Here is a 26,135-nt window from a genome sequence, read left to right as displayed (position 1 = left end):
ACTATTATATAACAGTTTAGCAACAGTTTTTTTAAACTTTTTATTTGCCGGCAAACGAAAAACGCGTTAGGATAGATTACATGACCCATCAATGATTGAGTCATCAATTAGTTAAGGAGGGTTATGGATGCGCGAATCTTGTTCGCCTAGCGACCAAATTCTCTACAACGTCATCACTGTACAAAAAGAACTCAGCCAGCTGTTCGATACCGAAATGGATGGACTGAGCCTGACCCGATACGATATTTTGAGCAACTTGAATCACGTCGGTCCGCTTCGCCAACGCGAGCTGCAACAGCGCGTCGATGTCGATCACGCGGCCATCACCCGTCACTTGAAACAACTCGAGACGCAAGGGCTGATCGCTCGTGAACGATGTCTTCAAGACAATCGCGTCATCTACGTCGACTTGACCGAGCTCGGTCGCGACAAAATTGCACATTGGACCGAGCAAAAGAAGTGCTTATCGGACCGACTTTTTGTAAACATGAAGGTAGAGGAGCAACAACATTTGCTCGACCTGTTAAATACGTTACAACACAACATTCAACACGAAAGGAAGACCCTAATATGAACACGACAACACAGAAAGACTTTATGGAGATTGTAAAAGGACGCCGTTCGATTCGCGTCTATGACGAGAGCGTCAAAATCTCGAAAGACGAAATGACACAAATCCTCGAGGAAGCGACGACAGCACCGTCTTCGCTCAACCTTCAGCCATGGCGCTTCGTCGTCATCGACAGCGCCGCCGGAAAAGAGACACTCCTCCCGCTCGCGAGCTTCAATAAGCGTCAAGTCGAGACGTCATCGGCTGTCATCGCCATCTTCGCCGACTACCAAATGGCCGACTACACGGAAGAGATCTTCAATTCGGCTGTCGAGCGCGGCCTGATGCCTCCTGAAGTCCGCGACCGCCAAGTCGACATGATCAAAGGCATCTTCAAAGACGCACCGAACGAAATGATCAAAGACAGCATCTTGCTCGACTCAGGCCTCGTCGCGATGCAGCTCATGCTCGTCGCCCGTGCCCACGGCTACGACACGAACCCGATCGGCGGCTACGATAAGAAGAATATCGCCGAAGCGTTCGGTCTCGAGAAAGAACGCTACCTCCCGGTCATGCTCCTCTCGATCGGCAAAGCCGCGGAAGAAGGTTATCCGTCGGTCCGTTTCCCAATCGACCGCATCACAGACTGGAAATAAGCAAAAGCTCAATCGCGTCGAGGCGATTGAGCTTTTTTTCATCCGATGTATTTGACGACCTCGTTGAAGTCGCGGCGCGTCTTCGGCGCGAAATCGCGAGCCCGGTAACCGAACGCGACCATGGCCGAGAGCGACCAGGCCCCGCGTTCCATGACACCTTCTGAAATCAACAGTTCATCAATCTGTTGTTGGTTGAACCCTTCGATCGGACATGAGTCGATCCCGATTTGGGCTGCTGCCGTCATCATGTTGCCGAGCGGGATGTACGTCTGGCGCTTGATCCACTCTTGGAACACTCGCTCGTCGTCTAGCAGACGGTAATCTTGTTCTTGGAACTCCTGCACTCGTTTGATTCGGAGCGCATATTCATCCTCGGTCCGTCCTTGGACGCCCGTGATGATATGGCGCAGATAGTCCGAATCATAGCGCATTTCCTGCGGAGTCCGGGCCAAGATCAAGACGAAATGGCTCGCCGTCAACGCTTGTCCTTGAGCACCCCACGTGTTGTCCTTAATTTTTTGAAGTAAATCTTCGCGACGGACGACGACGAACTGCCACGGCTCGAAGCCGAATGAGCTCGGTGACAACCGTCCCGTCTCCAGGATAAATTCAAAGTCGCTTTCATCAATCTTGCGGTCCGCGTCGAACTCTTTCGTCGCTTGACGCCAACGGTACGCTTCTAAAATATCTTTTTTCTTCACTCAAATCCACTCCCCATTACCAAGATGACTCCATCATATCAAATCGATAAATGAGAAACCGTTCATGAAGATTCTTCAGCGGCAATCGGACGTCTTGGACGTAACGGAACGGTGTCTCATCATTCAAAAAGTGTAAATAATCGTCGGACGGATAGTAGAGGATGATATCGACCGGACGCGGCGAGAGCTCGACCGAGTCGAGGATGTTGGCAACGACTTGGCGGAACACTTGAACCGAGAACGGGTTGAAGAAATAAAATCGGTTCGCCTCAGGTGGGATCATAAACCGTTCGGCATACGCGCACTCGAACTGGACGCTCCCACGCGACCGATGCTTCTTCGTATAGTTGACCCAGTTTTGAAGCGCCTCCTCGTGATAGCCCCCATCCATCTCGACCCCGATGGCGCGGACACGGAACGTGTAGGCGAGATAAAACGGCAACCTCCCTTTCCCGGATCCAAAGTCGACGACCGTGTCCGTCGGCTCGAGCGGATAGGCGTCGCGCAACAAGTCGAGCGCAGCATATGGGGTCGGCTCATAGCGATGGTATTCGACCGAGGTCGGGAAGCCTTGCTGAGGCTTCACCGTCTCGATTTGTAGCAGTCGTTCATATTGTTGTTCAGTCATGAAAGTGTCCCTTCTTGATTTTTTGGAAGAATGAATCATGCAACGCCTCGGCCAAGTCGATTTCGCGATCAAGGTACGGCTGACGCGACATCCAACCTTCCCCAGCATAAAGTGCCAGTGCGACGAAACCACTGCCGAAGACGACTGCCGCGAGCGGACGGCCGTCAAGGAACGCATATAGGCAAATCATGGCGATGATCGTGACGCTAACCCGCAACATCCAATGGCTTCGCCTAATCTGTAACTGATACTGAGTCCACATATGGAGCCAAGCGATTAGGAGAACCGACAAGAAGAATGACAAAATTGAAGCATGTGTCCATCCCCAATCGACGAGCACCGGCCTAAACAACGAAACGACCACACCATATTTAATGATCAGCTTAACGATATGATATGACAGCGAATAGCGCTTCAACACCTTGATGAGCGCATCGCCGGTGCTTCGCGTGACATCTGCTCGTTCGACCCAAATGAAAAACGTATCGCTGACGACAAGGAGCAGGAAGAGCACCGCCCAAACGAACGCCGAAACGTCGCCGACCCAATCAAGACCACCTTGCCAGAACAAGATATACTGATAACCGAGAAAGAAAAAGAGCGGAAACACGACGTACAATCTGAGCCGCCACGTGTTCCAACGCTTGGCCGCATGGTCCATCACGCGTCGCTTCAATAAATACCGAGCTGTCATCGCACGGCCACATGTTCAACCATTTCAAACAACGTCCTGCTTACCGATTGAATCGAGTCGCGCAGCTGTCGTTTCGCCGCTTCCGTCTCAAAACCGGCGTTCCCGATATGAACATCCATGTGAACCTCCTCGCGACCGATTTGCATCATTTGGCATGGTGCGCTAATGTGGATAAGCATGTGTTCTTGTCTATCTATCATACCATGCCCCAAACATAGCCTTGACAACAAAATCCCCCGTAAAGGAGTAAGTACTATGCAACATTATCTAGCCATCGATATCGGTGGTACGAGTATCAAATACGGAGTCGTCCAAACTGATGGGACACTTCTGTCGAACGACCACGTCCCGACCCCTAAGACGTGGAAAGCATTTCTCGAACAGATCGATGCAATCGTGAACAACACGCAAGCCGCGGGACCGATCCAAGGAATCGCCTTTAGCGCTCCAGGCGCCGTCGATTCGTCGACCGGGGTGATTCACGGCGTTACCGCCCTCCCCTACATTCACGAACAGCCTTTCCTCGAGCCGTTTCAAGACCAGTACGACTTACCCGTCACCGTCCTAAACGACGCGAACGCGGCAGCGCTCGCCGAAGGATGGACCGGGGCCGCCGCTTCTTTGAAACGTTATGCGACAGTCGTCATCGGCACAGGTGTCGGTGGTGCTTTTATCGACTCGAACGAAGTCATGGTCGGTTCACACTTCCATGGCGGCGAGTACGGCTATTGGATTCTTGACCCGAATGCCCCCCACCCGGACGGCACGTGGAGTAAAGTCGGTGCGACGGCCGTTCTCGTGAAGCGGTGCAGTGATCGCCTCGGACTGCCCCTCACCGGCAAAGACGTGTTCGACCTTCAATCGGACTCACGTATCCATGAGGAACTCGAAAACTTCTATCGTTGGAATGCAATCGGACTCTACAATCTCCAGTTCGGGCTCGACCCGGAACGGATTTTGATCGGTGGCGGCATCAGCCGGCGGCCTGAAGTCCGTGACGGCATCAAGCGTCACCTCGATGCGCTCACGGATTCGTTCGGTACGTTCCGGATCGACGTCGAGACGTGCGCCCACTTCAATGAGGCCAACTTGATCGGCGCTGTCCGGTTCCACCTTTTAACGAACTAAAAACAGGGTTTCCATCACCGCTTGGTGAAGGAACCCTGTTTTCTATTGTCTGATGCGGTCCTCATGCAAGTGGTGATACACCTCGTCCCGGATCGCTTGGAGCGTCCGATCATGAACAATCACGTGGGCGCGAATGATGCGGTTCGTCCGCTCATCGATTTTCCGCGTCTCTAGATAGCGATCTAAGATCGGTAAACTGAAGTCATCGATTGGCAAATACGTAATCGGGATCACTTCCTGTCCCGATTTAACGGAGACTTGTATCCCGTTCACGTCAGGAAAGAAGTGCGACTCGTAATACGGCTCGATGATGAGCTCGTCTTTCATCGCGTCCCTTACTTCGGGAATTGTCGTCGGCAAGGCAATAAAGTACACCATCTGATCAAACGAGAACGAGACGTCTTGTAACGAAACGTGCAATGCCGCCGCCTCACGCTTGGCGATGTGACTTAAGATGAATAGATAGCAGTACCGGCTCGACAGCAAGATGGTCCCAACAAAGGCGACCGCCATCATCATGACGCTAAACTCACTCATAGCGTCACCCCTTCCCAGCGACAGACTTGATTTTTCCCGCGTGACTTGGCCGCATAAAGCGCCTGGTCCGCACATTCAATCAACTGTTCGACCGTCTGATCACGAAGCGTATGCTTCGAGGCGACGCCAAAACTGAGCGTCAACTGCCCACCCGGTTGTTGATTCCCATGCATGAATGTTGTACCGAGCACGGCTGAACGAATCGTTTCGGCCACATACGTCGCTCCGATCTCATCGAATCGCGGGAGCAAGACGACAAACTCTTCGCCGCCGAACCGATACGCCATCTGTTCGTCGGGTACACTTCGGCGAATGACGCTCGCGAGTCGCGTCAACAGTTCGTTCCCCGCCAAATGACCGTTCGTATCGTTATAATGTTTGAAGTGGTCGATGTCCATGACGATGAGCGACAGTTCGTCTTCATCACATTCGCGGAACAATACATCCAAATCTTGCTCGAACGAGCGATGGTTCTTCAAACGAGTCAGTCCGTCACGGAGCGCGAGCGTCTCAATCCGTTGATAAAGCGTCGTCTGATGCAACGCAAGCGATGCCTGTTCCGCGATGGGCCGAACCCCATCGATTTTTTGAGGGGTGATCGGCTTCTTGTTGACGACGTTATCGATGACGAGCAATCCGTACGGGATACCTTGATGATGTAACGGGAAGATCGTGCACTCATCCATCTGTAACTCTGTATGTAATAGTCGTAGGACCGCATCATCGGTGATGCTCGCATAGACGTGTTGCGGTCGGCCCGAGTCGAGCGTCTGTTTAAATACATGATTGGAATTAAATGGGAACGTCATTTTGCGAATTCGCTCGTTCAATTGCTCGTCTTGCGTCGAGTCCGTCTCTTTCTCGTCAATCAATCGTTGAAGGTCATAATGTTGCCGTGTGATTTCTTCCCAAATTTGATATCCTTCTTCGGGATTCATCGGTCCCGTCCCCATGACACCGTAAATGCTGTCTTTTTCCGGGTCGGCAAAAAAGATGATCGAGCGGTTGAAGCCGAGCCCATGACCTGCCGTCACTGACGTCAAAATCGTCTGGAGGAGACGGTCCGGGTCGAGCGTATCTTGCATCGTGAAGCTGACTTCACGAAACACGTTCAATTGACGAGAACTTGTCGTCAACATCCGTAATCGATCCGATCGTTCCCGTTTCAATTGTTTAATATAACCGAACAAGAGCGCGGCACCAAGTCCGAAAAAGATATAACTGAGCAACAACGGAAACGATAAATCTCCTGATTGGCTATAGACGAGCAACCAACCGACAAGAATGGCGGTCACCATGCCCGTCCATTGAAAACAGATGAGGCCGGTCGCGATGAGCAGCAGCACCGACCAATGTAAATCATAAAAGTCGAACAGAATCCCATGCCAAATCACGACAAGGCTACTCGCCCCAACGAGTAGCCAACGGTTCAAAGATGGGGTCGTCATCAAGCGCAGTACGTTGATGACGAGTGTGATCAGGACGATGCCAACAATCAATAAACCGTATACCATCGCTACCCCTCATTTCGTCAATAATCATCTCTACACGTCTATTATAGAGCGATTATTCAAACGTGGGACAGTTTTCGCCCAATTACTGACCAAACTTTTAAGTTTATTGAAAGATTTTCCAATAGACTTCAACGTTTGTTTTACATCGTTATTTCGTGTACTTTAGCACAGTAACGTGAAATGATGGAAGCAATTAACCGAATCAAGTGAGGTGGAAACCTAATGGATTTTTGGATAGACACGCTCTCATCGATCGGGACGTACATGCTGATCGCTGCCGGTGTCAGCGTCGCGATCATTTTGTTGCGGAAAATCACGAAGTCATAACAAAAGGCGGCCGGGGCCGCCTTTTGTTATTCAAATAAAATCCGTTGCATCCGCTCCGGTGCCGCTAAAAAGTCGCGCATGACCCGGACGTGTTCGAGTTCATCGAACGTCGTCGGCGCGAGCCCCGCCTCGACTTCCAAAATCGCCGCGTCCGGATACGACATGAGAATCGGTGAATGGCTCGCGATGATGAATTGGCTCCCGGCCTGCACGAGCTCATGCATCCGGGCGAGCATCGTCAATTGACGCATCGGCGACAACGCGGCCTCCGGCTCGTCTAAAATATAGAGGCCCGCGCCCCGGAAACGGTGGAGCATGAGCGACAAGAACGCTTCCCCGTGCGACTGCTCATGGAGTGAGCGACCGCCATACGATTCGTAAAATCGTTCAGGGTCTGGACTCGATCGCGCTATTTCGTCCACGTAACTTGATAGCTGATACGCCGTCTCGGCCCGGAGGAAAAAACCGTCCTTCGGGCGATACGCACTACGAATTGGGCGCAACGCCTCGAACAGCGGGCTATGCGTCGACTCGGTCTCAAAGCGGAACGTCGTCGCCCCGCCTTCCGGATTGAATCCGGCGGCAATCGCCATCCCTTCGATCAACGTCGACTTGCCGCTGCCGTTTTCCCCGACTAAAAACGTGACCGGCTTCGTCAACGTCAATTCGTCAAACGCTTCAAAAATCGGGAGCGAAAACGGATACCCTGGCGTTTCGATCCAATCTCGTTCTAAGCGGACACCTCGTAAAAATAAGTTCAATCCCATTCGATCCAAAAAATCGCCCCCTCGTTTGATTCGACCCCGTAATTGAGTTGCTGCGCTTCAAGCAACAACTTGTTGATGGCGAGTCCAAGACCGTGTCCGTTCGACCGGTCACCTTTGACGTACATATCCCATACGCTCGCACGCATCCTATCATCGAGCCCCGGACCTTGATCCTCGATCTCGAGTCGGTTTCCGACAATTCTGATTGTGATGACGCCACCGTCGGGACTCACCTGGTAGGCGTTATGAAGAAAGTTGGACAACACCCGTTCCATCGCCGTTTGGTCGGCTTGTAGCGTGACCGCTTCGAGTTCGAGTTGGACGGTGACTTGTTTATGCCGGAACCAGTCTTCCATTCGTGCCACCGTCTCACGAACGAGTCCGTCCAATCGGATCGGCTCGATTTGGAGCGGCAGACTTCGTGACGATAACTTCGAGTACTCGAGCATTTGCGTGACGAGACGATCGATCCGGTCAACTTCTTCGGTCATGCTCCGTCCTGTCGATGAGACGTCTTCTGGCTTGACGACGCCGAGCTCGAGCATCTCTGCCTCGTTGCGAACGATGGCGAGCGGTGTCCGAACATCGTGTGTGACCCCAGAGATGAACGTCTTTTGCAGCGTCTCTTTTTCTTGAAGCGCACGATTCATCTGATCGACCGCTTCCGTCAAATCACCGATTTCATCGTCTGTGACCGGCGGCAAGTTGATTGTGTGTGTTCCTGCCATGATCGCCGTTGCCGCTTGTTTCAATTGGACGAGCGGTGACGTCAAGCGCCGCCCCATCCAATACGTCACGCCTATCGCCGCGACGAGGGCGAGCAGGAAGCCACTCCCGAGAATCATATAGATTTGACGGAACTGGGGATTCGCTAGCGGCGCATTCGTATACGTCACGATTTGAATGTCTCCTTCTTCTCGTAAAAACGTCAAGAGACGCGTACCGTTTACGCTGACTTGATCGCGTGCCGCTAATGCGTCCGGGTTCAGCGTCGGTGTCATCTGTCGCCGCATCCGTCCGCCTCGGTCAAGATCGATCGGTTCGCCGTCTTGAAACACGAGGACGTTGAGCTGTCCCGGTATGCCTCGCCCTTCAGCTAATGCGTCATAGACGATGTCCGCTTCACGCTCGAGCTGGGCGTAGCTTTCCGTCTCGGCAAAGCGGCCGATCAAGAGCGACGTGAGTCCGAACGTGAGCACGGCCATGACCACGAGCGGGAGAATGGCGGTCCACAACAACTTTTTCATCAACCGGTTCATCACACGTCCTCCAATCGATAACCGACCCGATGCACCGTCTTCAACTGCCGTTTGATCGTCTTGGACTTGTCGCGGAGCTGTTTAACGTGCGTGTCGACCGTCCTCGTGTCACCGACGAACGTATAGTCCCACACGTCGTCGAGCAATCGGTTCCGGTCAAGCGCTTCCCCGATATGCTTCATGAAATAGAGCAACAGTTCGTACTCCTTATTGGCCAATCGAATCGGTTTCCCGTCTTCCGTCACCGTCCGTGATTTTTCATCCACTTTCAGATCACCGAACACGATGCCATCCGTCTGCTTGACGAGACGCTTCAATCGAATCTCGAGCTCCTTCAAGACGATCGGTTTGACCAAATAGTCGTCAGCACCGAGCTCAAGACCGAACACCCGGTCATCGGCTTCCCCGCGTGCCGTCGTCAACACGATGGCCGGCCGCGGCTGAAGTGTCTGTAATCTCGGAATGAGCGTCCATCCTTCCCCGTCCGGCAGGCGAACGTCGAGCAGTACCGCATCGAACGGCTGATCAAGCAGTCGTTTCGCCTCGGCGAGTGTCCTCGCCACGCTGACAGTAAAGCCCGCGTACGTCAAAAAACGGGCCATCCCGTCCGCTAGCTTCTGTTCATCTTCCACTACGAGCACGTTCATCTGTATCGCCTCCACTCCCATTATATCGCATCAAGAAAGCATCCCATCGTTTCCCAAATACAATTTGCAAAAACCTTGCAACTCCCTCACAACTTGCCGGCGGGCAAGATTTACACTTGAGGTAGTAAAAGGAGGAGATATACATGAAATCATCAAAATTAGCACTCGCTTTGGCCGGTCTGCTTGCCGTCTCGGGCACAGGCGTCTACGCAGCCACGAACGAGACGACGACAACTGAAACGACAGAATCGACGGAAGCTTCGACGCAATGCGAACGCGGTGAACGTGGTGAACGCGGCATGTTCGGAGACCGGGCAGCCGGACAAGCGGCGTTGCTTGAGGCGCTCGGTTTGACCGAAGCCGAGGTCGAAGCGGCACGTGAAGAAGGACAGTCGCTTCCTGAGCTCGCGGAAGAGAAAGGCATCACGGTCGACGCATTCATTGACGCGATCATCGCCTCACACGAAGTGAAACTTGATGCAGCGGTCGAGAACGGTAATTTGACGCAAGCGGAAGCCGACGCGATTTTAGCTGAACATGAGGAGCGATTCGCCGACGTGACAAGCTATGACGACCTAGACATGCAAGGACCGGGAGGCAGAATTCGACACGGTCACGGGTCGCATCACGGTGGCCAATTCGGTGGTCCAAACCAAGACGACAATACACCTTCAACAGATGACAATGTAGAAAATCAGAGTACAAATTCACTGTAAGCAAAAAGGCAACCAAATCTTGGTTGCCTTTTCATATGGCCAATAAAAGTAACGCGTATCCGATGAGCCCGACGGCAAAGGCACGAAAACTGCTGTCACGCTCTTCGGGCAACTCTTCTTTCATGACGTTCAAGATGATGCCACCGGCCAAAAAGGCGACAATCATCGACAGCGTGACTTCATGAAGCGCTGAAAACGCCCCGACACTCCAGCCGACGAGCACCGCGAGTGAAAGCAACAACCTTCCCCGCTCGTCATATAACTGTTGATGGTGGTGTCTCAACCCTTGATCGACCGTGATGAAATGAATCCCTAACGCGAGAAAGTAGAGCGTCATCGCCCATATCGTGTCGAACTCACTCTCTGCGAGCACATACCCGATGCTAAAATTGTAAAAGATGAACAGCGCCATATGAATCCAAAACACGCTTCCTTCATCTCGTTTTTTCATTTGGGATGCCAATCGCTCCAATCCGTAAAAAACGGCCAAACCGAACATACTAACGATGAGGATATGATTCTCGATCGAGGCGAACAGACCGCTCCCGAGATGTCCTTCGAGCTCGCGTTGGTATTCATTCAGTTCAGGCAAGAGATGCAAGAACACGTAAGCGACAGCGACGCCACCGGCGAGCGACAAGAAGCGGCTCCGTGGCGTCTCGCGCACGTGAATCAGTTGACCTGAAAAGTAGTGGATCAAGGAAAATCCGATGGCAAACAACAAACTTAACCAAAACATCTAGTCCACCTCCGACACATTACCCGACAGCCGGACGTTTCGTCATGACTCTCGGTCCTTGGTCCTTACCCGAGCGCTTAAGGTCATACACTTTTTAGTCTCCACGTTCGGCGCGTTGCCGTGCCCGAATCTCTTTTTCAACACGACGCAACGCTTTCTTCGAGCCACGCTCAAAATCATGCGCCTCTTTGCGCTCTCGATAGTCTACGAACAACGTCTCTAAGTCATAACCCGCCGGATAGAGATCAACCGCCTGCGCTTCAAGCCGGACGCGTCGCAACGGATGGTCGCTGAACGTCCCTTCTGCATAAACCGTGACATGTCGCCCAGGATCGTCCGTCGCATAGACGAGCCCGACTTGATTCGTCTCGAGTAACCGGACGCGATCTCCTTTTTCAAATTGCTGGATCAGTTCCGGTTTCGCATTCACCACTTCTTGTGTCAGCTTCGAAGTGTCGACGAGTGTCTGGTCATATACTTTTTCTTTCATATAACGTGACGCTTGTTTCAAAATCGCTTCGGGTAGCTTCATTTTCCGGGCAATGAACAACGCGTTGCTGTCACCGGACTGACCGATCAACAACCGATACTTCGGCTCGAGCGTGTCCGGGTCGAACTGCATCGCCGCGTTCATGAAGTCCGGATGCGCCTCGGAATACGCTTTGATTTCCCCGTAATGGGTCGAGGCGACGACGAGACAGCCGCGCTTGTACGCCTCTTCTAAAATCGCGATGGCGAGCGCCGCGCCTTCGTTCGGTTCGGTCCCACTCCCAATTTCGTCAAATAAGAGCAGCGATCGCTTGCCGGCCCGCTGCATGATCGTCGCCACGTTGTTCATGTGGGCCGAGAACGTGCTGAGGGCAGAACCCATGTCTTGATTGTCACCGATATCGACGAACACGTCGTCAAACGTCGAGATGTCCGTGTCGGAATGAGCCGGAATGTGCAAACCGCTCATCGTCATTAAAGTAAGCAAGCCGATCGTCTTCAAGACGACCGTTTTCCCGCCGGCGTTCGGTCCGGTGATGATGAGTCCGCGGTACGTCTCGCCGAGCGAGAAGTCGAGCGGGACCGCCCCATCAAGCAACGGGTGCCGGACTTGTCGCAAACGAATTTTCCCGGTCCCGTTCACGCGTGGCGAAATTCCTTCGATCGTCTGGCTATACTTCCCTTTGGCGAATACCATGTCGTACTGGGCGATGACGTCGAGCGTCGTCTCAATCGCCGGTAACGCTTCGGCTACCATACCGGTCAGCGTCGCGAGCACTTGATAGATTTCAACCGCTTCCTCGGTCCGTTTGACGGCGAGTTCCGCGTTCAGCTTGCTGATCGCTTCCGGCTCGATGAACACGGTCGTCCCCCGGTTCGACGTATCGATGATCGTCCCGGCGACTTTATGTTTGTACGACGCCTTAATTGGGATCGTGAATCGGTCCTGCTTCTTCGTCACAAACGCGTCTTGAATCGCTTCACGGTTGGCCGCGCTCTTCAAAAATTTAGTCAACCGCTCCTCGATCCGCCCTTCGAGAATATCGATTTGCTTCCGAGTCCGTTTCAGTTCTTTTGACGCCTCATCGACGACGCGTCCGGCCCGGATCGACCGAACGATTTCTTCTTCGATCGAGCGCCTTTCACTCATCTCGTCCGCGTACAGAGATAACAACGGTGCAAAGAACGTCTGCTCGGCCATGAATCGTTTCAGTTTGCGGGCTCCGCGGAAAAATTCAGCGACGGCTTCAAGTTCACCCGCTTCGAGTTGGATGCCACGACTGATTTTCCCGATGAGCGGTTCCATGTCGGACAACCCGATGAACGGGACGTGCGACGAGGCGTCTAGGATCGCTCGTGCCTCCGACGTCTCTTGCAGTCGTTTCTTCACCGTCTGTAGATGGCTCGTCGGTTGTTGATTTCTGAGCAACTTGCGACCGAACCCGCTGATGCAGTAGCGTTCGACTCGTTGGATGAGTTCAGTATATTGTAGTTTTTCTAACGTTTGTTCGTTCATGGTGATCTCTCCTTAAAATAGGGTGGAGATACCGCGCAAACAAAAAGCGTCGGTCGATGACGACCAACGCAAAAAGACAGACCGGTGTCTGGCAGTTTATGATGGGCGGTATCCGTAACAGAACATGAAGGCATGACAAAAACACGCGTCATCCTACGTTTTTCAGTTCGTTAGGCAGATACGACCTCACTCATCAACATGCAACACCTTTCACTTAAGATTCGTCTTCACTATACAACAAATTTCAGAATAAGTACATTTTTTAGACAGCGCTTACAAATTAGGTCTTGTCTTCTTTTAGATAGCGTGCTATGTTGAGACAGAAGAAACAAATATTGATCACATGTGACTGATTCGATCAGGCATGGGGTAAGACGAAAGGCTCACGCCACCCGTCTATACTCCATGCCTGTTTTGTTTTTTCACAATCATTTTCGCAAGGAAAGGATGAAGTGAACATGTTATTGAATAAGTGGATGAAGAGACATACACTGACACTTTATGCACCCATGGAAGGAGACATCATTCCACTTGAGCAAGTGGCCGACCCCGTCTTCAGCGAGAAGATGATGGGCGACGGAATCGCCATTAAGCCGACAAACGGAACAGTCGTCGCACCGGCTAATGGAACGATCGTCCAAGTCGCACCGACGAAGCACGCCATCGGCATCCGGACGGAAGACGGAGCTGAGATTTTGATTCACGTCGGACTCGACACGGTCGAACTTTCAGGAGACCCGTTCACAGTCCACGTCACTGTCGGTGACCATGTTGACGTCGGACATCCTTTGTTGACAGCGGACTTGAAGCAGATTCATCAAGCCGGGAAGGACACGGTCACTCCGATGATCGTCACGAACGGAAGCGACTTACCTCACCCCTACTCGTTCCACGCGGGCGGGCCCTCGCTTTCCGGAAAGACTGTCGTCGCTCAAGCGGAACAATGACTCCTCGATAGGAGGACACATGTTAAAAATCAAAAAAATCTTAAACAACAACGCGGTCATCGTCTCAGACGAAGGTGAAGAAAAGATTGCCATCGGACCAGGCGTCGCCTTTAAAAAAGGGCGAAACGACATCGTCAATCCGCATAAAATCGAAAAACTATTCGTCATGTCGGAAAACGATAAGTTTCAACAGCTCTTAAGCCGCATCCCGGTCGACCACTTCACCATTTCCGAAGAAATTATCACGCATGCGGAGAAGCGGCTCGAGACGACGTTCAATGAGCACATCCACGTCGTCCTGACCGATCATATCTCGTTTGCCATCGAGCGTGAAGAAGAAGGGATCTCGCTTCGGAACAAGCTGTTGAACGAGATCAAAATCTTGTATCGCAACGAATATGAGATCGGGCTCTGGGCGCTGCAACTGATCGAGGACAAAATCGGGTTGAAGATGCCGAAAGACGAAGCGGCCTTCATCGCGCTCCATATCCATACACTCAAAGTGAAAGGAGGTGATTTGCGCAAGACGGTCAAACAGACGACGATCGTAAGAGACATGATTCAATCGATTTCACGACGACTCGACCTATCTATCGAAGAAGATGACTTATCCTATCAACGCTTATTAACCCATTTACGATTTGTCATGGATCGGGTCAACCATTACGATCATCACACGATCGACGAGGACATGCTTCAGATGATTCAAACAAAATTCTCGTCCGCTTACGCGTGTGCGTCTGACGTCGCAACTGAAATGGAAAACTTATACGGCATCGTCTTGCCCGAGTCAGAGCTTGGTTACATCACGCTCCACATTCAACGCCTGCAAGATCAACACCATCAAAAAGGAGGACATTTACAATGATGAACTTTTTACAACGTCTCGGACGTTCGCTCATGTTGCCGGTTGCGGTACTTCCTGCAGCGGCCATCCTCATGGGCATCGGTTACTGGATCGACCCGGTAGGCTGGGGTTCTGAAAACATCGCCGCCGCCTTCCTCATCAAAGCCGGTGCAGCCATCATCGATAACATTCCAATTCTCTTCGCTGTCGGGGTCGCCCTCGGTATGGCGAAAAACCGTGACGGCTCAGCCGCTCTCAGTGGTCTCGTCGCTTTCCTCACGGTCACGACACTTTTATCAGCAGCAACAGTCGCATTATTCCAAGGTGTAGACGTCGAAGCCGTCAACCCGGCGTTCGGTAAAATCGCTAACGCGTTCGTTGGGATCTTGTCAGGTCTCGTCGCCGCGTCCATGTATAACCGCTTTAGTCACGTTCAGTTACCTGACGCCCTCGCCTTCTTTAGCGGCAAGCGTCTCGTCCCAATCATGACGGCGTTCTCGATGATTCTCGTCTCGGTCGCACTTTACTTCGTCTGGCCGGTCGTCTACACAGGACTCGTCGGATTCGGTGAAACAATCTCTAAAATGGGAGCAATCGGTGCTGGACTTTATGGATTCTTCAACCGTCTATTGATCCCGACAGGTCTTCACCACGCCCTCAACTCGGTATTTTGGTTTGACGTTGCCGGCATCAACGATATCGGTAACTTCTGGTCCGGTGAAGGTGAGAAAGGGATCACTGGACGCTATCAAGCTGGATTCTTCCCGATCATGATGTTCGGTCTCCCGGCAGCAGCCCTAGCGATGTATCACACTGCGAAAACGAAACGTAAAAAACAAGCGGCCTCGCTCCTTCTCGCCGCAGCGTTTGCTTCATTCTTCACAGGTGTCACGGAACCGCTCGAGTTCTCGTTCATGTTCCTCGCACCAGTTCTTTACCTTGTCCATGCTGTGTTGACAGGCGTGTCACTCTTTATCGCTGCCACATTCCAATGGACGGCCGGGTTCGGCTTCAGTGCCGGTCTCGTCGACTTCGTCCTCAGCTCACGGCTACCGCTTGCGAACCAGCCGTATATGTTGCTCGTCCAAGGCCTCGTCTTCGGTGCCATCTACTACACGATCTTCCGCTTCATGATTGTCAAACTCAACTTGGCAACGCCAGGTCGCGAGTCGGACGAAGAGGTTGATGCAGTCGCGACAGAAACAGCGCCTGAAGGTGAAACGAAAACGGCACCAGTTGCAGCAGGTGGTCAGTACTCTGCGATGGCAGCCATGATTTATGACGGTCTCGGTGGTGACCAAAACGTCACCGGTATCGAATCGTGTGTCACACGTCTCCGTGTCGACGTCAAAGACATGGACACGGTCGATCAAACGCAAATTAAGAAAGCGGGCATCCCAGGAATTAAAGTCGTCAGCCCGAACCATATTCAAGTCATCGTCGGGACGAACGTTCAATTCGTCCTCGAAGAGATTGAAAAACTCCGGAGCAACCGCGCCGGATGACGAACGAAAGCCACCTCGCTATGGAGGTGGCTTTTTTTACATGCCTCGTAGTCGTTTGATGCGTTCTTCCGGATTCGGGTGTGTCGAGAACAGCCCGCTCAGCTTTTTCTTCATAGGATCCGAAAAATAAAGTGATGCCGACGCCCGTGACGCCTCTTTCACTGGCGTTTTGACGTTAGCGATTTTCTCGAGCGCCGAAGCGAGTGCGTCCGGGTTCCGCGTCAGCTCGGCCCCGCTCGCATCAGCCAAAAACTCACGATTTCGCGAGATAGCCAGGTTGACGAGCGTTGCGATGATCGGGGCTAAAATCAACAGGACGAGCCCGACGATCATAAAGATCGGATTTTGGTTGTTGTCCCGTCGTCCACCGATACTTCGGAAAAACAGCATCCGTGAGCCGATGTCACTCATGATAGCGATGACGGAGACGAGGGCGAGCGTCACCGTCGCCAGGCGGACGTCATAATTTTTAATATGCGCGACCTCGTGGGCGATGACACCTTCGAGTTCTTCACGGGTCAACTGATCCATTAAACCAGTCGTCACGGCGACCGCCGCCTTCTCGGGTTTGAGCCCGGTCGCGAACGCGTTCGGTGACGGATCATTGATGATGAAGATCCGTGGCATCGGGACACGGGCGACCATCGCCATGTTCTCGACCGTGTGCCATAAGAAACGATGTTGTTCGACCGATGTGATCTCTTGGGCGTGATTCATCTTCATGACGATATTCGTGCTCGACATGATGACGATCCCGATGTAAAACAACGAGAACACAGGAGTGAAGATGAGCCCCGGGAGTGGATCGCCATAGTTCAAATACGAGATGACGACCCCGACGGCTAAGACGAGGAGGACGAATCCAGCCACGATGAACACGGTTTTAATCTTATTCTTGCGGATTTGTTCATACAGAATCATCGTCGCCACTCCAATCCATTAGAATGAGACGCGAACGTTCTCGCGTTCTTCTTCGCGCGCCTCGAGCATGTCGCGTTTTTCGAACTTATGGACAGAAGCGATGATGTTCGTCGGGACCGATTCGATTTTCGTATTATATTTCATGACCGTATTGTTATACAGCTGTCGCGAGTAAGCGACTTTATTCTCTGTCTGCGTCAACTCTTCTTGTAGCATCAAAAAGTTCTCGTTCGCTTTCAAGTCCGGATACGCCTCGCGCAGCGCAAACAAGTTTTTGAGCGCACCGCTCAGTTGATCGTTCACTTCCATCTGTTCCTGACGGCTCGTCTTCGAGCCAAGCTGGTTCCGTAGCTCGACGACTTTCGCAAGCGTCTCTTGTTCATGCTTCGCATACCCTTTCACCGTCTCGACCAAGTTCGGGATCAAGTCGTAGCGGCGTTTCAGCTGAACGTCGATCTGCGCCCACGACTCGTCGACCCAGTTTCGATATTTGACAAGTCCGTTGTACATCGAAAAATAGATGACCGCCAAGACGACGATGATACCAATTGCGATAATCCAACCCATTTCAACACCTCATTTCATGATTTACTTCTGTATTAATTCCCTTTCGTCGTATACCATAAGCATAACTTAGAAAAATGTAACCAATGACTCATGGCGATCATGGGAAACACCGCTCAGGCGATTAGAAACTCTTACCTCTTAGATACGTATAATCTATGGAGCTGGTTTCAAACAAAAATGATTAACTGACAGGAGTGCAAATCATGCTTGTGACTGACCTCGATTCACGATTGGCGGAACTGTACGACGAGATGGTGTCGCTCCGACGCCATTTTCACCAATATCCCGAACTGTCGTTTGAAGAACAGGAGACACCAAAAACGATTGCCGCTTATTTGCGCAAGCTCGGCCTCGAAGTCCGCGAAGGCGTCGGCGGCAACGGTGTCGTTGGACGCATTCGAGGCGGCAACGGACCAACCATCGCCTTCCGGGCCGACTTTGACGCTTTGCCGATCCAAGACTTGAAAGACGTGCCGTACCGCTCAAAAGTGAACGGTTCGATGCATGCGTGCGGCCATGACGCCCATACGGCGACACTGCTCGTGCTCGCCAAAGCCTTGAGTGAGACCGACCTGCCGGGAGACGTCGTTCTCATCCATCAGTTTGCGGAAGAACTCGCGCCCGGAGGAGCCAAGCCGATGATCGAAGATGGCTGCTTGGACGGTGTCGACTACATCTTCGGCGCTCACATCTGGACGCCGCTCCCGTATGGCACGATCGGGGTAAAAGCAGGTCCGATCATGGCCGCAGCCGACCGCTTCGAGCTGACGATCAAAGGGAAAGGCGGCCACGGCGCGATTCCGCAACATACGGTCGATGCCGTCATGGTCGGGGCGAACGTCGTCGGTCAGCTGCAACAAGTCATCAGCCGTCGCACCGATCCGCTCGAACCGGCCGTCTTAAGCGTCGGCACGTTCACCGCGGGCCAGGCATTCAACGTGATCGCTGACGAAGCGAAGTTATCGGGGACAGTCCGAACGTTCACGCTAGAAACACAAGAACGGATCATCACAGAGATGGAGCGCACCATTTCCCACGTCTGCGCGGCGAGCGAGGCGACGTATGAGCTCGAATATATCCGCGGCTATCCTCCCGTCATCAATCATTACGCCGAGACGGAGCATGTTCGCCAAAGTGCAGCTCGCGTCGTCGGTGAAGCCGGCGTCATCGAGATGTCTCCGCTCATGGTCGGAGAAGATTTCGCCTACTACATGCAACATGTTCCCGGCAGCTTCTTTTTCGCCGGGGCCGGCAATCCTGAAGTCGGCGCCGTCTTCCCTCACCACCATCCTCGCTTTGATGTGGACGAACGGGCCATGCTAAACACCGCCCGCGTCCTCATGCGCGCAGCGTTCGAAACATGGAACACACAAAAAAACGAAGACTGACGCCCTAAGGCATCAGTCTTCGTTTGGCGTTTCTGACAACATCGACACGAGAACTTGGTCGACACGTTTCCCGTCCATATCGACGACTTCGAAACGTAACCCGTACGCCTCGACGATGTCTCCGCGTTTCGGGAAGTCACCGAGCGAGTAAATGACGAGCCCTGCTAGCGTGTGGTACAAATTACGGCCCTCATCGAAACGGTTATCTCGAATCCCGAACGTTCGTTTCAAATCTTCAATCCCGAGCAAGCCATCCGCCAAGTACGTCCCGTCCGCGCGGCGGACCACTTCCGGCGTCTCTTCTTCAATCATCACTTCCCCGACAATCTCTTCTAGTATGTCGAACAACGTGACCATACCGAGGAAGCCACCGTATTCATCGAGCACGAACGCAATCTCGACGCCGTTCTTTTGCATCATCTGCAGCACTTGGCTGGCCTCACGTTGCTTCGGCACGATGAGCGGCTGCTTGATGCGTTTTAAAATCTGTGACGGCTCACGCAACGTCGCGAGCGTTAAAATATCACGGACATCGATGTAGCCGACGAAGTCGTCGAGCGAATCGCGTCCGACTGGAAGCTTGTTGTGTTTACTCTCATAAATCGATTTTTTAATATCGTCCATGTCATCCTCGAGGTCGACCCATTCGAGCGTCGTTCGCGGCTGCATCAGTTCATAGATCAACTGGTCATGGAAAGCGAAGACGCGCTCGACTTGTTGCACTTCTTCATGGGCGAACGCCCCTTGCTGCGCCCCTTCGAACAACAGCTGTTTAATTTCGAGCTCGGTCTCCCCACTCGACTGCTCTGCTTTCAAGCCGAGCAATTTGAACAAGAACAGTGTCGATTTCGATAAGATCCAAATGAACGGTCGCATGACTTTGCTGAACAAATCAAGCGCCGGAATGATCGACATCGTCACCTGTTCAGGTGACACGAGCGCAATCCGTTTCGGGACAAGTTCTCCGATGATGAGCGACAAATACGTGATGATCGTGACGACGACGACATAACCGACCGTCGGCGCGTACTGCGCGCTCATTCCGAGCTGTGCAAATAGTTCAGCGAGCGGTGTTGAAAAACGCGCGCCCCCGTAAGCCCCGTTGATGATCCCGATCAATGTGATCCCGACTTGGACGGTCGACAACAGGTCTGTCGGGTCTTTTGAATGTTTGAGCGCGATCTTGGCGCTGCGTTTACCTCGATTCGCCTCAACTTCAAGTTTTGCCGGTTTCGACGAGATGAGCGCGATCTCAGTCATCGCGAACACCCCGTTCAACACGATTAAAAATATGACGATCATTAAATCAATTACTATGGAAGAATCCACTTTTTTCATCACCTCTACGTATATTTCGTACTACTCCATCTCATCATATCAGACATTCATTATCCACCTGTACCCGTTTTGCTCACAAAAAAAGCCACTTCATTGTGAAGTAGCCTGTTCCGTCGCTTGATGTTCGATTGCTGCCGCCTGAGCTTGTTTGAATACAATCACGCCTAGTAGCAAGATCATCAACCCGATGATTTGGCCTGGTGACAGTGATAACCGCGGCATACCGAACGCCCCGAAGAAATCGACGCCGAGTGCCCAAATCAACTGGGACACGAGAATGATCGAGACGGATAATGTCGGGCCGAGCAGTTGGATGCTGCGCATCACACAAAATACGACACCGACACCGAGCAAACCACCGAGCGCATAAATCGGTGAAATGTCGAACACGCCGCGGATGTTTCCGCCGAAAAGTGCGAGCGGGACGAGCGAGCCGATGAATCCGACGATAAAGACGAGCACGGTCGTCGCCCAAGCTCCTAAATACACGTTCATTTTGGCATTGACCGCCGCTTGTACACTGATGAACGCGCCAGCCACCGCTGAACAAATGATTCCTACTAACATGAACTGCCTCCTTATTCATACACCATGCCATTGGCACGTTCGTTTAATCGTTTCGCATCGAGAATTGTCACTTTCGTCCGACTCCGTTCGACGAGTCCCTCGTCCGCGAACGCCTGCAGCGTCCGATTCAAGTGGCGATAGCTCGTCCCGAGCCATTCGGCGACTTCTTTCCGTTTCAACTGACTCATCTCTTGTTGGAACAACTCATTTCCTGACGCACTGAGTGAGACGAGATAGCCTGCTAACCGCTCTTCAAGCGTTGACATCAGATGATTCGAGGAGGCGTTCGCCTCAATAAATAACTTTTCCGACACCCCGCGGAGCAGATGTTCCGTGAACTCGATCGTCCGGTTATGCGTCCGCAGCGCTTCAAACGGGATGCGCAGACACGTGACCGCCCCGACCGCTTCGACCGTATGCAGGACGTCCCGGCCGCTGGCGTACTCAATATCGCCAATCAAAGACGGCGCCGTCTTCAACCGCAAGAGTCTCAGTTTCCCTTCCTCGCTCAACGTATAAATTTTGACGCGTCCCTCTAAAACGACGAACAACGACTCAATCGTTTGATCGTTCGCACACAACATCGCACCGGTTGGAAATGTCACGATCGACGACGCCGCGAGTGTCTCCGTCGAAAAAAGATGGTGCCAGTTAAGGCGTGTTAACGCAGCTTCAACCCCCATGTCACCCCTCCTCACGTGAATGTGTAAATCCCGATACCGACAACCATCAAGGCGAGTCCCATGATCTGACCTTGATTGACAGGCTTCTTCTTCACCCCGAACCAACCGTTCAAATCGATAAGGAACGCCCCGATCAATTGGGCGACGAGCAACACGCAGATTGCCCACGTCACACCGAGTCGCTGGATGGCCGTCAGCTCTCCAAAGACGACGAAGACGCCAAACAACCCACCTAAACTGTAATACCATGGCACACGCCGGAACGCCGTCATGTCTGCATCACGTTTGAACGCATAAATGCCCAAAGCGAGGATGAGTCCGACAAAGTGGACGATCGTGACGGACAACCAGGCCCCGACTGCGTAACCAAGCTTTGCGTTAAAGATGCCTTGTAACGCGATGAACGTGCCTGAGAGTACTGCAAAAATGATTCCCATACTTACCTCCTATTCTCCTCGTCTGACTGTACGCGAGAATAAAATGCTTGAAAAGGACATATGTCCAAAAAAAAGAACAACCTAGGTCAAGACCTAGGTCGTTCGCATCATTATCCTAGAATTTTTACGATTTCTTCCGCGACTTGCTCAGAAGACTGCGGGTTTTGTCCCGTGACAAGGCGATCATCGACGGCGACGTTGACAGCCCAATTGTCAGCTTTGTCAAAATCTCCGCCCTTCTCACGAAGTGCCGTCTCTAACAAGAACGGTACAGCTGAATCGAGTTGCATCTCGACTTCTTCAGCATCCGTGAATCCAGTCACGCGCTTACCTTTCACGAGTGGTTCGCCGTTGCTCAACTTGACGTTGACGAGGCCGATCGGGCCGTGACAGACAGCTGCAACGATATTGCCGCTCTCGTATACGTCTCGAACGACACGCTGTAACGTCTCGCTTCCTGGGAAGTCGACGACTGTCCCGTGTCCGCCTGGAAGGAAGACAGCATCATATGTCTCATCCGCTACTTGATCAAGACGGACCGTATCTTTCAACAAGGTTTTCGTATTTAAGATTTCTTCCGGTAATCCGTCTTCTAGACTGTTCGCATCGATTGGCACGTCTCCACCTTCGATACTAGCAATCGTTACTTTGTAGCCTTGTTTCTCGAACAAAAGGTACGGTTCAGCGAACTCCCCGAGCCATAACCCTGTTTCGTGGCCGTTCTCTAATTTATTGGCAGATGTCGTGACGATCAGTACGTGTTTAGACATGTGATTTCCTCCTTCTGAAATAAGCATACGAATTAAATGTTCCCGTTGTGGTTCGATTCAAACCATCGAACGCTCGACACGACGAGACGTCACTCTTTTTTTGACCTGGTCATTTTTTTGAAACAGGAACGGCGTCTGAACTCGTTATACTCGGATTATCAGTCATCAGGAGGGAACCATCGTGACCAAATCGATACTTGAATGGGGATTTCTCGCTGTCGCCGCTTTGATTGTCGTCCTCGTAGTACTCGGTGGAATGTGGACGAACATGTGACCTCGCTTCGCTGAGATGTCACATGATTGTTCGTTTGAAACACGCCTTAAATCGGGAACAGACACATGTTGTCCTATCGCCACATTCATTTGAGAAAGGATGTTGAATATGTCAGAACGCGTTTTCATCAGTCCCGCAAAGTATGTGCAAGGCAAGAATACGATTGACCGGATCGGAGAGTATGTCGGGCATTTCGGTTCACAGGCACTTCTCATCGCTGACGATATCGTCTGGAGCTTGATCGGGGAACGGGTGACCGCCTCGTTGACGTCGAGCGGTGTGAACGCCGAGAAAGCCGACTTTGTCGGGGAGGCGTCACGTCACGAGATCGAACGGATCGCCAAGGCGGCAGAAGCGAACGAGACGGCGTTCGTCATCGGCATGGGCGGCGGGAAAACGCTCGACACGGCCAAAGCCGTCGCCGATGCGCTTAATGCCCGCATCGTCATCGTGCCGACCATCGCCTCGACTGACGCCCCGACGAGTGCCCTCTCGGTCATCTATACGGATGAAGGTAATTTTGAGAGTTACCGGTTTTATAAGAAGAATCCCGATTTGGTCCTCGTTGACACGAAACTGATCGCCGAGGCCCCGGCCCGCTTCCTCGCCTCAGGGATCGCCGACGCGCTCGCGACGTGGGTCGAGGTCCGGAGTGTCCTCGCGTTCGGTGGCAAGACGATGGCAGGCGGCGTCCCGACGATCGCCGCCGAAGCGATCGCCAAGCGCTGTGAAGAAGTGTTGTTCGATTATGGGATTCCGGCCTATGAATCGGTAAAAGCAAAAGTCGTCACGCCGGCGCTTGAAGATGTCGTCGAAGCGAACACGCTATTGAGCGGTCTCGGTTTCGAGAGCGGTGGATTGGCGGCAGCCCATGCCATCCATAATGGCTTCACCGCCTTAGACGGGGAGATCCATCATTTGACGCACGGTGAGAAAGTCGCGTTCGGGACACTCGTCCAGCTCGCGCTTGAAGGACGGACGCAAGCCGAGTTCGAACGGTACGTCGCCCTTTACATGGCGCTCGATTTGCCGGTCACACTCGAAGACGTGAAACTAAAAGACGCGTCACGAGAAGATATCTTGAAAGTCGGTCAAGCAGCGACCGCTGAAGGGGAAACGATTCATAGCGGTTTCGACGTGTCGCCTGAAGATGTGGCCGACGCCATCATCGCCGCCGACCGTTACGCCCGCCTCTACCAAAGCAAACTGACCTAAAAAGACGAGGAACGGCTACTTGAGCTGTTCCTCGTCTTTAGTTGAAGTTACGAATGAGACGACGATGCCGAGCGCCATACAGCTGACTGTCAGCACGAAAAACGTCAGTTGATTCGCGTAAATAATGTTCGTGAACTGGTTCCAACCCGACGCGTACGCCGCATTTTCAGAAGCTCGTATCCCGTCCCGCAACGAACTTGCCTGCCCGAAGTTCACGTATAGACCGATCCCCGCCATCAATATGCTCCCGGCGAAGAGGCCGACCCGCGCGAGACCGTTCACCGACGCGACCGTTCTCCTGGCGAGCCGGACGGTGATCCAAATGAACAACAAGACGAACGGCCAGCCAACCAACAAGACGAGCAGGTACGGGTTTCCTTCGCCCGCTGGCTCCGTATAGGCGGCCGTCATCGTTTCACCGAGCTTGAATAACATAAATGTGATGAGCGTGATGATGAACCACGCCTTGATCAACTTCTCCATGACAACACCTCGTCCCCAGTATACCAAAAACACCATGCGCTTTCGCACACGGTGTCAAGTCACTCTTTCGGACGAACGGCGTAGTAGATCAAAATGACGAGCCACGTCCAAACCCCGGTAAAGATTCCGAGGATCGCGATGATGAAAAAACCGAGCGGGATCATCGATTTCGTCCGGTTGTAGTCTTTCCACATATTCGATAACCCTTTGATATTGAAATACAAAAAGGCAAAGAATAGGACGAGCAATAACAACGGTAAGCCAAAAATAAGTTCCATATGCGTCCACTCCTCTCTTCTGTTGCACAGTTCTTGTCTATACAATCAGTTTACTTCGTTTAAGCCCCCCGGCACATCGGGCTGGGGCAGTACATCTATCGGGTCACGAGACGGAGACTGTCGTTTGAGTATTCCCTAATCACTCGTCTTTTCATCATTTCAAAAAAAGGGAAAGGGAAACTATCCATGCATAAGGGGGTCGTCCTAATGAAACTCATCCGCCTGCTGCTCATCCTCGTACTCGTCTTCACCGCCTCGTCTACTTATGCCGCCACCCCGTCACCTCAGCCCGGCTACACGATCAAGACGACGAAACTATACTGGCGGGCCATGCAATCGTCACCGGTCGCCAAGACACTCCTCACAAACACACCCGTCCGTTACACAACGTACAATCGAAGCTGGTCGAACGTCTACATCGGGAGCACCCGCTACTTCACACCATCGAGCAATCTAAAGGCCGGTATCCCGAAACTCACGTCAACGGAGCGGTTGCGGCTCGTCAACAAGCAACATGGCCTGTCCGCGTCCTATCGGTCCAGTCAACTCGTCACGCTCACCATCCCGACCGTCTATGCGAAAGGAAGCGAACGGACGCTCATGGCTGCCGAGGCGGCGCACGCGCTCGCTCGTCTCTACTATGACGGCCGAAAACAAGGACACACGCTTTACGCATTGAGCGCGTACCGGTCCTACGCCACGCAAAAATCACTCTACAATTATTGGGTCAACGCTCGCGGCACGGCCTATGCCTCGATGTATGTCGCTCGTCCCGGCCACAGTGAGCACCAAACCGGGCTTGCCGTCGATATGACGAGTCAACAGATGCGGATGGGACTATACGCCTCGTTCGATCAGACACCTGAAGGCAAATGGATGATCCAGAACGCGCACCGCTATGGTTACATCGTTCGCTATCCAAAAGGGAAAGAAAAGATCACCGGCTACAACTATGAGCCGTGGCATCTCCGCTACGTCGGTGTGAAGGAAGCGACGACGATGAAGCAAAACAACTGGACGTTCGAAGACTGGTGGGCCAAACACTAA

Annotated in this window: 30 protein-coding genes; 10 read left to right on the top strand and 20 right to left on the bottom strand. The window is 52.5% G+C overall.

The annotated features are described in order from the left end of the window. The first annotated feature begins 127 nt into the window (after positions 1-127). Positions 128-574 (top strand): MarR family winged helix-turn-helix transcriptional regulator, encoded by a 447-nt coding sequence (locus EVJ23_RS10260; RefSeq protein WP_070328087.1) that lies wholly within the window; start codon positions 128-130, stop codon positions 572-574. Further along, positions 571-1,206 (top strand): nitroreductase family protein, encoded by a 636-nt coding sequence (locus tag EVJ23_RS10255; protein WP_131441238.1) that lies wholly within the window; start codon positions 571-573, stop codon positions 1,204-1,206. The genes EVJ23_RS10260 and EVJ23_RS10255 overlap by 4 nt, the downstream gene beginning before the upstream one ends. Before the next feature lie 38 nt (positions 1,207-1,244). Here EVJ23_RS10255 and EVJ23_RS10250 read toward each other — a convergent pair whose 3' ends face one another. From EVJ23_RS10250 to EVJ23_RS15375, 4 genes are read right to left on the bottom strand one after another with little or no spacing between them, the layout of a single operon-like run. Further along, the gene (locus EVJ23_RS10250) at positions 1,245-1,907 is read right to left on the bottom strand and encodes an NAD(P)H-dependent oxidoreductase (RefSeq protein WP_070328085.1); all 663 of its coding nucleotides are present in this window, start codon (positions 1,905-1,907) and stop codon (positions 1,245-1,247) included. A 16-nt stretch (positions 1,908-1,923) separates the two neighbouring features. Further along, positions 1,924-2,535: a class I SAM-dependent methyltransferase gene (locus tag EVJ23_RS10245; protein ID WP_070328084.1), complete on the bottom strand. Its 612-nt coding sequence runs from the start codon at positions 2,533-2,535 to the stop codon at positions 1,924-1,926. Next, positions 2,528-3,229, bottom strand: coding sequence for an ABC transporter permease (locus tag EVJ23_RS10240; RefSeq protein ID WP_131465854.1), 702 nt, complete (start codon positions 3,227-3,229; stop codon positions 2,528-2,530). The genes EVJ23_RS10245 and EVJ23_RS10240 overlap by 8 nt, the downstream gene beginning before the upstream one ends. Further along, on the bottom strand, positions 3,226-3,348 hold the full coding sequence (locus tag EVJ23_RS15375; RefSeq protein WP_255417728.1) for a hypothetical protein: 123 nt from the start codon (positions 3,346-3,348) through the stop codon (positions 3,226-3,228). Before EVJ23_RS15375 ends, EVJ23_RS10240 begins: the two co-directional genes overlap by 4 nt. Positions 3,349-3,484: 136 nt before the next feature. Here EVJ23_RS15375 and EVJ23_RS10235 point away from each other — a divergent pair, with 136 nt between their 5' ends. Continuing rightward, positions 3,485-4,357, top strand: coding sequence for an ROK family protein (locus EVJ23_RS10235; protein ID WP_131443988.1), 873 nt, complete (start codon positions 3,485-3,487; stop codon positions 4,355-4,357). Positions 4,358-4,399: 42 nt separating this feature from the next. Here the strand turns inward: EVJ23_RS10235 and EVJ23_RS10230 are convergent, their stop codons facing one another. The 5 genes from EVJ23_RS10230 to EVJ23_RS10210 form a co-directional block, all read right to left on the bottom strand. Further along, the gene (locus EVJ23_RS10230; protein WP_131465850.1) at positions 4,400-4,894 is read right to left on the bottom strand and encodes a hypothetical protein; all 495 of its coding nucleotides are present in this window, start codon (positions 4,892-4,894) and stop codon (positions 4,400-4,402) included. Beyond that, positions 4,891-6,408 (bottom strand): diguanylate cyclase, encoded by a 1,518-nt coding sequence (locus tag EVJ23_RS10225; RefSeq protein WP_131465848.1) that lies wholly within the window; start codon positions 6,406-6,408, stop codon positions 4,891-4,893. The genes EVJ23_RS10230 and EVJ23_RS10225 overlap by 4 nt, the downstream gene beginning before the upstream one ends. Before the next feature lie 353 nt (positions 6,409-6,761). After that, positions 6,762-7,502, bottom strand: coding sequence for an AAA family ATPase (locus EVJ23_RS10220; protein WP_131466022.1), 741 nt, complete (start codon positions 7,500-7,502; stop codon positions 6,762-6,764). Next, complete coding sequence (locus tag EVJ23_RS10215; RefSeq protein WP_131465846.1) at positions 7,493-8,761, bottom strand: HAMP domain-containing sensor histidine kinase; 1,269 nt, start codon at positions 8,759-8,761, stop codon at positions 7,493-7,495. The genes EVJ23_RS10220 and EVJ23_RS10215 overlap by 10 nt, the downstream gene beginning before the upstream one ends. Beyond that, positions 8,761-9,408 (bottom strand): response regulator transcription factor, encoded by a 648-nt coding sequence (locus EVJ23_RS10210; protein WP_070328077.1) that lies wholly within the window; start codon positions 9,406-9,408, stop codon positions 8,761-8,763. Before EVJ23_RS10210 ends, EVJ23_RS10215 begins: the two co-directional genes overlap by 1 nt. A gap of 143 nt (positions 9,409-9,551) precedes the next feature. Here EVJ23_RS10210 and EVJ23_RS10205 point away from each other — a divergent pair, with 143 nt between their 5' ends. Beyond that, positions 9,552-10,124, top strand: a complete 573-nt coding sequence (locus EVJ23_RS10205; protein ID WP_131465844.1) for a hypothetical protein — start codon at positions 9,552-9,554, stop codon at positions 10,122-10,124. Between the two features lie 31 nt (positions 10,125-10,155). On the opposite strand, the gene EVJ23_RS10200 is transcribed toward EVJ23_RS10205, so the two are convergent. Both EVJ23_RS10200 and EVJ23_RS10195 read right to left on the bottom strand, forming a co-directional pair. Continuing rightward, positions 10,156-10,863 carry a hypothetical protein gene (locus EVJ23_RS10200; protein WP_131465842.1) on the bottom strand — a complete coding sequence of 236 codons (708 nt, stop codon included), beginning with the start codon at positions 10,861-10,863 and terminating at the stop codon, positions 10,156-10,158. A gap of 94 nt (positions 10,864-10,957) precedes the next feature. Next, positions 10,958-12,868: an endonuclease MutS2 gene (locus tag EVJ23_RS10195; RefSeq protein ID WP_131465840.1), complete on the bottom strand. Its 1,911-nt coding sequence runs from the start codon at positions 12,866-12,868 to the stop codon at positions 10,958-10,960. 476 nt (positions 12,869-13,344) lie between these two features. On the opposite strand from EVJ23_RS10195, the gene EVJ23_RS10190 reads away from it, so the two are divergent. Genes EVJ23_RS10190 through nagE form a run of 3 tightly spaced genes read left to right on the top strand, consistent with a single transcriptional unit; the run spans position 13,345 to position 16,167 of the window. Continuing rightward, positions 13,345-13,815, top strand: a complete 471-nt coding sequence (locus EVJ23_RS10190) for a PTS sugar transporter subunit IIA (RefSeq protein ID WP_236641233.1) — start codon at positions 13,345-13,347, stop codon at positions 13,813-13,815. Between the two features lie 19 nt (positions 13,816-13,834). Next, positions 13,835-14,683 (top strand): PRD domain-containing protein, encoded by an 849-nt coding sequence (locus EVJ23_RS10185; RefSeq protein WP_131441252.1) that lies wholly within the window; start codon positions 13,835-13,837, stop codon positions 14,681-14,683. Beyond that, complete coding sequence (gene nagE, locus EVJ23_RS10180; RefSeq protein ID WP_071398775.1) at positions 14,680-16,167, top strand: N-acetylglucosamine-specific PTS transporter subunit IIBC; 1,488 nt, start codon at positions 14,680-14,682, stop codon at positions 16,165-16,167. Before EVJ23_RS10185 ends, nagE begins: the two co-directional genes overlap by 4 nt. A gap of 36 nt (positions 16,168-16,203) precedes the next feature. Here the strand turns inward: nagE and htpX are convergent, their stop codons facing one another. Together htpX and EVJ23_RS10170 are read right to left on the bottom strand one after the other, a co-directional pair. Further along, positions 16,204-17,085 carry a zinc metalloprotease HtpX gene (htpX, locus tag EVJ23_RS10175; RefSeq protein WP_070328297.1) on the bottom strand — a complete coding sequence of 294 codons (882 nt, stop codon included), beginning with the start codon at positions 17,083-17,085 and terminating at the stop codon, positions 16,204-16,206. Between the two features lie 21 nt (positions 17,086-17,106). Further along, positions 17,107-17,655 (bottom strand): LemA family protein, encoded by a 549-nt coding sequence (locus EVJ23_RS10170; protein ID WP_131465838.1) that lies wholly within the window; start codon positions 17,653-17,655, stop codon positions 17,107-17,109. A gap of 203 nt (positions 17,656-17,858) precedes the next feature. Here EVJ23_RS10170 and EVJ23_RS10165 point away from each other — a divergent pair, with 203 nt between their 5' ends. Further along, entirely contained in the window at positions 17,859-19,043 is a 1,185-nt protein-coding gene (locus tag EVJ23_RS10165; RefSeq protein ID WP_131465836.1) for an amidohydrolase, read from the top strand. 12 nt (positions 19,044-19,055) lie between these two features. Here the strand turns inward: EVJ23_RS10165 and EVJ23_RS10160 are convergent, their stop codons facing one another. The 5 genes from EVJ23_RS10160 to EVJ23_RS10140 all read right to left on the bottom strand — a co-directional run bounded on the left by EVJ23_RS10160 (position 19,056) and on the right by EVJ23_RS10140 (position 22,838). Beyond that, the gene (locus EVJ23_RS10160; RefSeq protein ID WP_236633525.1) at positions 19,056-20,345 is read right to left on the bottom strand and encodes a hemolysin family protein; all 1,290 of its coding nucleotides are present in this window, start codon (positions 20,343-20,345) and stop codon (positions 19,056-19,058) included. Between the two features lie 126 nt (positions 20,346-20,471). Further along, on the bottom strand, positions 20,472-20,948 hold the full coding sequence (locus tag EVJ23_RS10155) for a DMT family transporter (protein ID WP_131465832.1): 477 nt from the start codon (positions 20,946-20,948) through the stop codon (positions 20,472-20,474). Between the two features lie 11 nt (positions 20,949-20,959). Continuing rightward, positions 20,960-21,631 (bottom strand): Crp/Fnr family transcriptional regulator, encoded by a 672-nt coding sequence (locus EVJ23_RS10150; protein WP_083274036.1) that lies wholly within the window; start codon positions 21,629-21,631, stop codon positions 20,960-20,962. Between the two features lie 11 nt (positions 21,632-21,642). Next, entirely contained in the window at positions 21,643-22,068 is a 426-nt protein-coding gene (locus tag EVJ23_RS10145) for a DMT family transporter (RefSeq protein WP_070328066.1), read from the bottom strand. 110 nt (positions 22,069-22,178) lie between these two features. Beyond that, positions 22,179-22,838, bottom strand: coding sequence for a type 1 glutamine amidotransferase domain-containing protein (locus tag EVJ23_RS10140; RefSeq protein ID WP_071398770.1), 660 nt, complete (start codon positions 22,836-22,838; stop codon positions 22,179-22,181). Between the two features lie 382 nt (positions 22,839-23,220). On the opposite strand from EVJ23_RS10140, the gene EVJ23_RS10135 reads away from it, so the two are divergent. Continuing rightward, a complete protein-coding gene (locus EVJ23_RS10135; protein ID WP_070328064.1) occupies positions 23,221-24,327 on the top strand; it encodes a glycerol dehydrogenase in 1,107 nt (368 codons plus the stop codon). Between the two features lie 15 nt (positions 24,328-24,342). Here the strand turns inward: EVJ23_RS10135 and EVJ23_RS10130 are convergent, their stop codons facing one another. Both EVJ23_RS10130 and EVJ23_RS10125 read right to left on the bottom strand, forming a co-directional pair. Continuing rightward, positions 24,343-24,810 (bottom strand): hypothetical protein, encoded by a 468-nt coding sequence (locus EVJ23_RS10130; protein ID WP_131465830.1) that lies wholly within the window; start codon positions 24,808-24,810, stop codon positions 24,343-24,345. Between the two features lie 59 nt (positions 24,811-24,869). Next, positions 24,870-25,088, bottom strand: a complete 219-nt coding sequence (locus tag EVJ23_RS10125) for a hypothetical protein (protein ID WP_016507949.1) — start codon at positions 25,086-25,088, stop codon at positions 24,870-24,872. A 207-nt stretch (positions 25,089-25,295) separates the two neighbouring features. Here EVJ23_RS10125 and EVJ23_RS10120 point away from each other — a divergent pair, with 207 nt between their 5' ends. Next, positions 25,296-26,135, top strand: a complete 840-nt coding sequence (locus tag EVJ23_RS10120; RefSeq protein WP_131465828.1) for a M15 family metallopeptidase — start codon at positions 25,296-25,298, stop codon at positions 26,133-26,135.

The organism is Exiguobacterium sp. SH1S1, assembly GCF_004337245.1.
Lineage (GTDB): Bacteria > Bacillota > Bacilli > Exiguobacteriales > Exiguobacteriaceae > Exiguobacterium > Exiguobacterium aurantiacum_A.
The sequence above is the reverse complement of the archived record's forward strand: the minus strand, read 5'-3'. Positions and strand labels throughout refer to the sequence as shown.

Excerpts from the sequence above, each read along its gene's own strand:
- EVJ23_RS10260 (WP_070328087.1), top strand. The coding sequence starts at position 128 with ATGCGCGAATCTTGTTCGCCTAGCGACCAAATTCTCTACAACGTCATC.
- EVJ23_RS10255 (WP_131441238.1), top strand. The coding sequence starts at position 571 with ATGAACACGACAACACAGAAAGACTTTATGGAGATTGTAAAAGGACGC.
- EVJ23_RS10245 (WP_070328084.1), bottom strand. The coding sequence starts at position 2,535 with ATGACTGAACAACAATATGAACGACTGCTACAAATCGAGACGGTGAAG.
- EVJ23_RS10240 (WP_131465854.1), bottom strand. The coding sequence starts at position 3,229 with ATGACAGCTCGGTATTTATTGAAGCGACGCGTGATGGACCATGCGGCC.
- EVJ23_RS15375 (WP_255417728.1), bottom strand. The coding sequence starts at position 3,348 with ATGGATGTTCATATCGGGAACGCCGGTTTTGAGACGGAAGCGGCGAAA.
- EVJ23_RS10235 (WP_131443988.1), top strand. The coding sequence starts at position 3,485 with ATGCAACATTATCTAGCCATCGATATCGGTGGTACGAGTATCAAATAC.
- EVJ23_RS10230 (WP_131465850.1), bottom strand. The coding sequence starts at position 4,894 with ATGAGTGAGTTTAGCGTCATGATGATGGCGGTCGCCTTTGTTGGGACC.
- EVJ23_RS10225 (WP_131465848.1), bottom strand. The coding sequence starts at position 6,408 with ATGGTATACGGTTTATTGATTGTTGGCATCGTCCTGATCACACTCGTC.
- EVJ23_RS10220 (WP_131466022.1), bottom strand. The coding sequence starts at position 7,502 with ATGGGATTGAACTTATTTTTACGAGGTGTCCGCTTAGAACGAGATTGG.
- EVJ23_RS10215 (WP_131465846.1), bottom strand. The coding sequence starts at position 8,761 with ATGAACCGGTTGATGAAAAAGTTGTTGTGGACCGCCATTCTCCCGCTC.
- EVJ23_RS10210 (WP_070328077.1), bottom strand. The coding sequence starts at position 9,408 with ATGAACGTGCTCGTAGTGGAAGATGAACAGAAGCTAGCGGACGGGATG.
- EVJ23_RS10205 (WP_131465844.1), top strand. The coding sequence starts at position 9,552 with ATGAAATCATCAAAATTAGCACTCGCTTTGGCCGGTCTGCTTGCCGTC.
- EVJ23_RS10200 (WP_131465842.1), bottom strand. The coding sequence starts at position 10,863 with ATGTTTTGGTTAAGTTTGTTGTTTGCCATCGGATTTTCCTTGATCCAC.
- EVJ23_RS10195 (WP_131465840.1), bottom strand. The coding sequence starts at position 12,868 with ATGAACGAACAAACGTTAGAAAAACTACAATATACTGAACTCATCCAA.
- EVJ23_RS10190 (WP_236641233.1), top strand. The coding sequence starts at position 13,345 with ATGAAGAGACATACACTGACACTTTATGCACCCATGGAAGGAGACATC.
- EVJ23_RS10185 (WP_131441252.1), top strand. The coding sequence starts at position 13,835 with ATGTTAAAAATCAAAAAAATCTTAAACAACAACGCGGTCATCGTCTCA.
- nagE (WP_071398775.1), top strand. The coding sequence starts at position 14,680 with ATGATGAACTTTTTACAACGTCTCGGACGTTCGCTCATGTTGCCGGTT.
- EVJ23_RS10170 (WP_131465838.1), bottom strand. The coding sequence starts at position 17,655 with ATGGGTTGGATTATCGCAATTGGTATCATCGTCGTCTTGGCGGTCATC.
- EVJ23_RS10165 (WP_131465836.1), top strand. The coding sequence starts at position 17,859 with ATGCTTGTGACTGACCTCGATTCACGATTGGCGGAACTGTACGACGAG.
- EVJ23_RS10160 (WP_236633525.1), bottom strand. The coding sequence starts at position 20,345 with ATGATCGTCATATTTTTAATCGTGTTGAACGGGGTGTTCGCGATGACT.
- EVJ23_RS10155 (WP_131465832.1), bottom strand. The coding sequence starts at position 20,948 with ATGTTAGTAGGAATCATTTGTTCAGCGGTGGCTGGCGCGTTCATCAGT.
- EVJ23_RS10150 (WP_083274036.1), bottom strand. The coding sequence starts at position 21,631 with ATGGGGGTTGAAGCTGCGTTAACACGCCTTAACTGGCACCATCTTTTT.
- EVJ23_RS10145 (WP_070328066.1), bottom strand. The coding sequence starts at position 22,068 with ATGGGAATCATTTTTGCAGTACTCTCAGGCACGTTCATCGCGTTACAA.
- EVJ23_RS10140 (WP_071398770.1), bottom strand. The coding sequence starts at position 22,838 with ATGTCTAAACACGTACTGATCGTCACGACATCTGCCAATAAATTAGAG.
- EVJ23_RS10135 (WP_070328064.1), top strand. The coding sequence starts at position 23,221 with ATGTCAGAACGCGTTTTCATCAGTCCCGCAAAGTATGTGCAAGGCAAG.
- EVJ23_RS10130 (WP_131465830.1), bottom strand. The coding sequence starts at position 24,810 with ATGGAGAAGTTGATCAAGGCGTGGTTCATCATCACGCTCATCACATTT.
- EVJ23_RS10125 (WP_016507949.1), bottom strand. The coding sequence starts at position 25,088 with ATGGAACTTATTTTTGGCTTACCGTTGTTATTGCTCGTCCTATTCTTT.
- EVJ23_RS10120 (WP_131465828.1), top strand. The coding sequence starts at position 25,296 with ATGAAACTCATCCGCCTGCTGCTCATCCTCGTACTCGTCTTCACCGCC.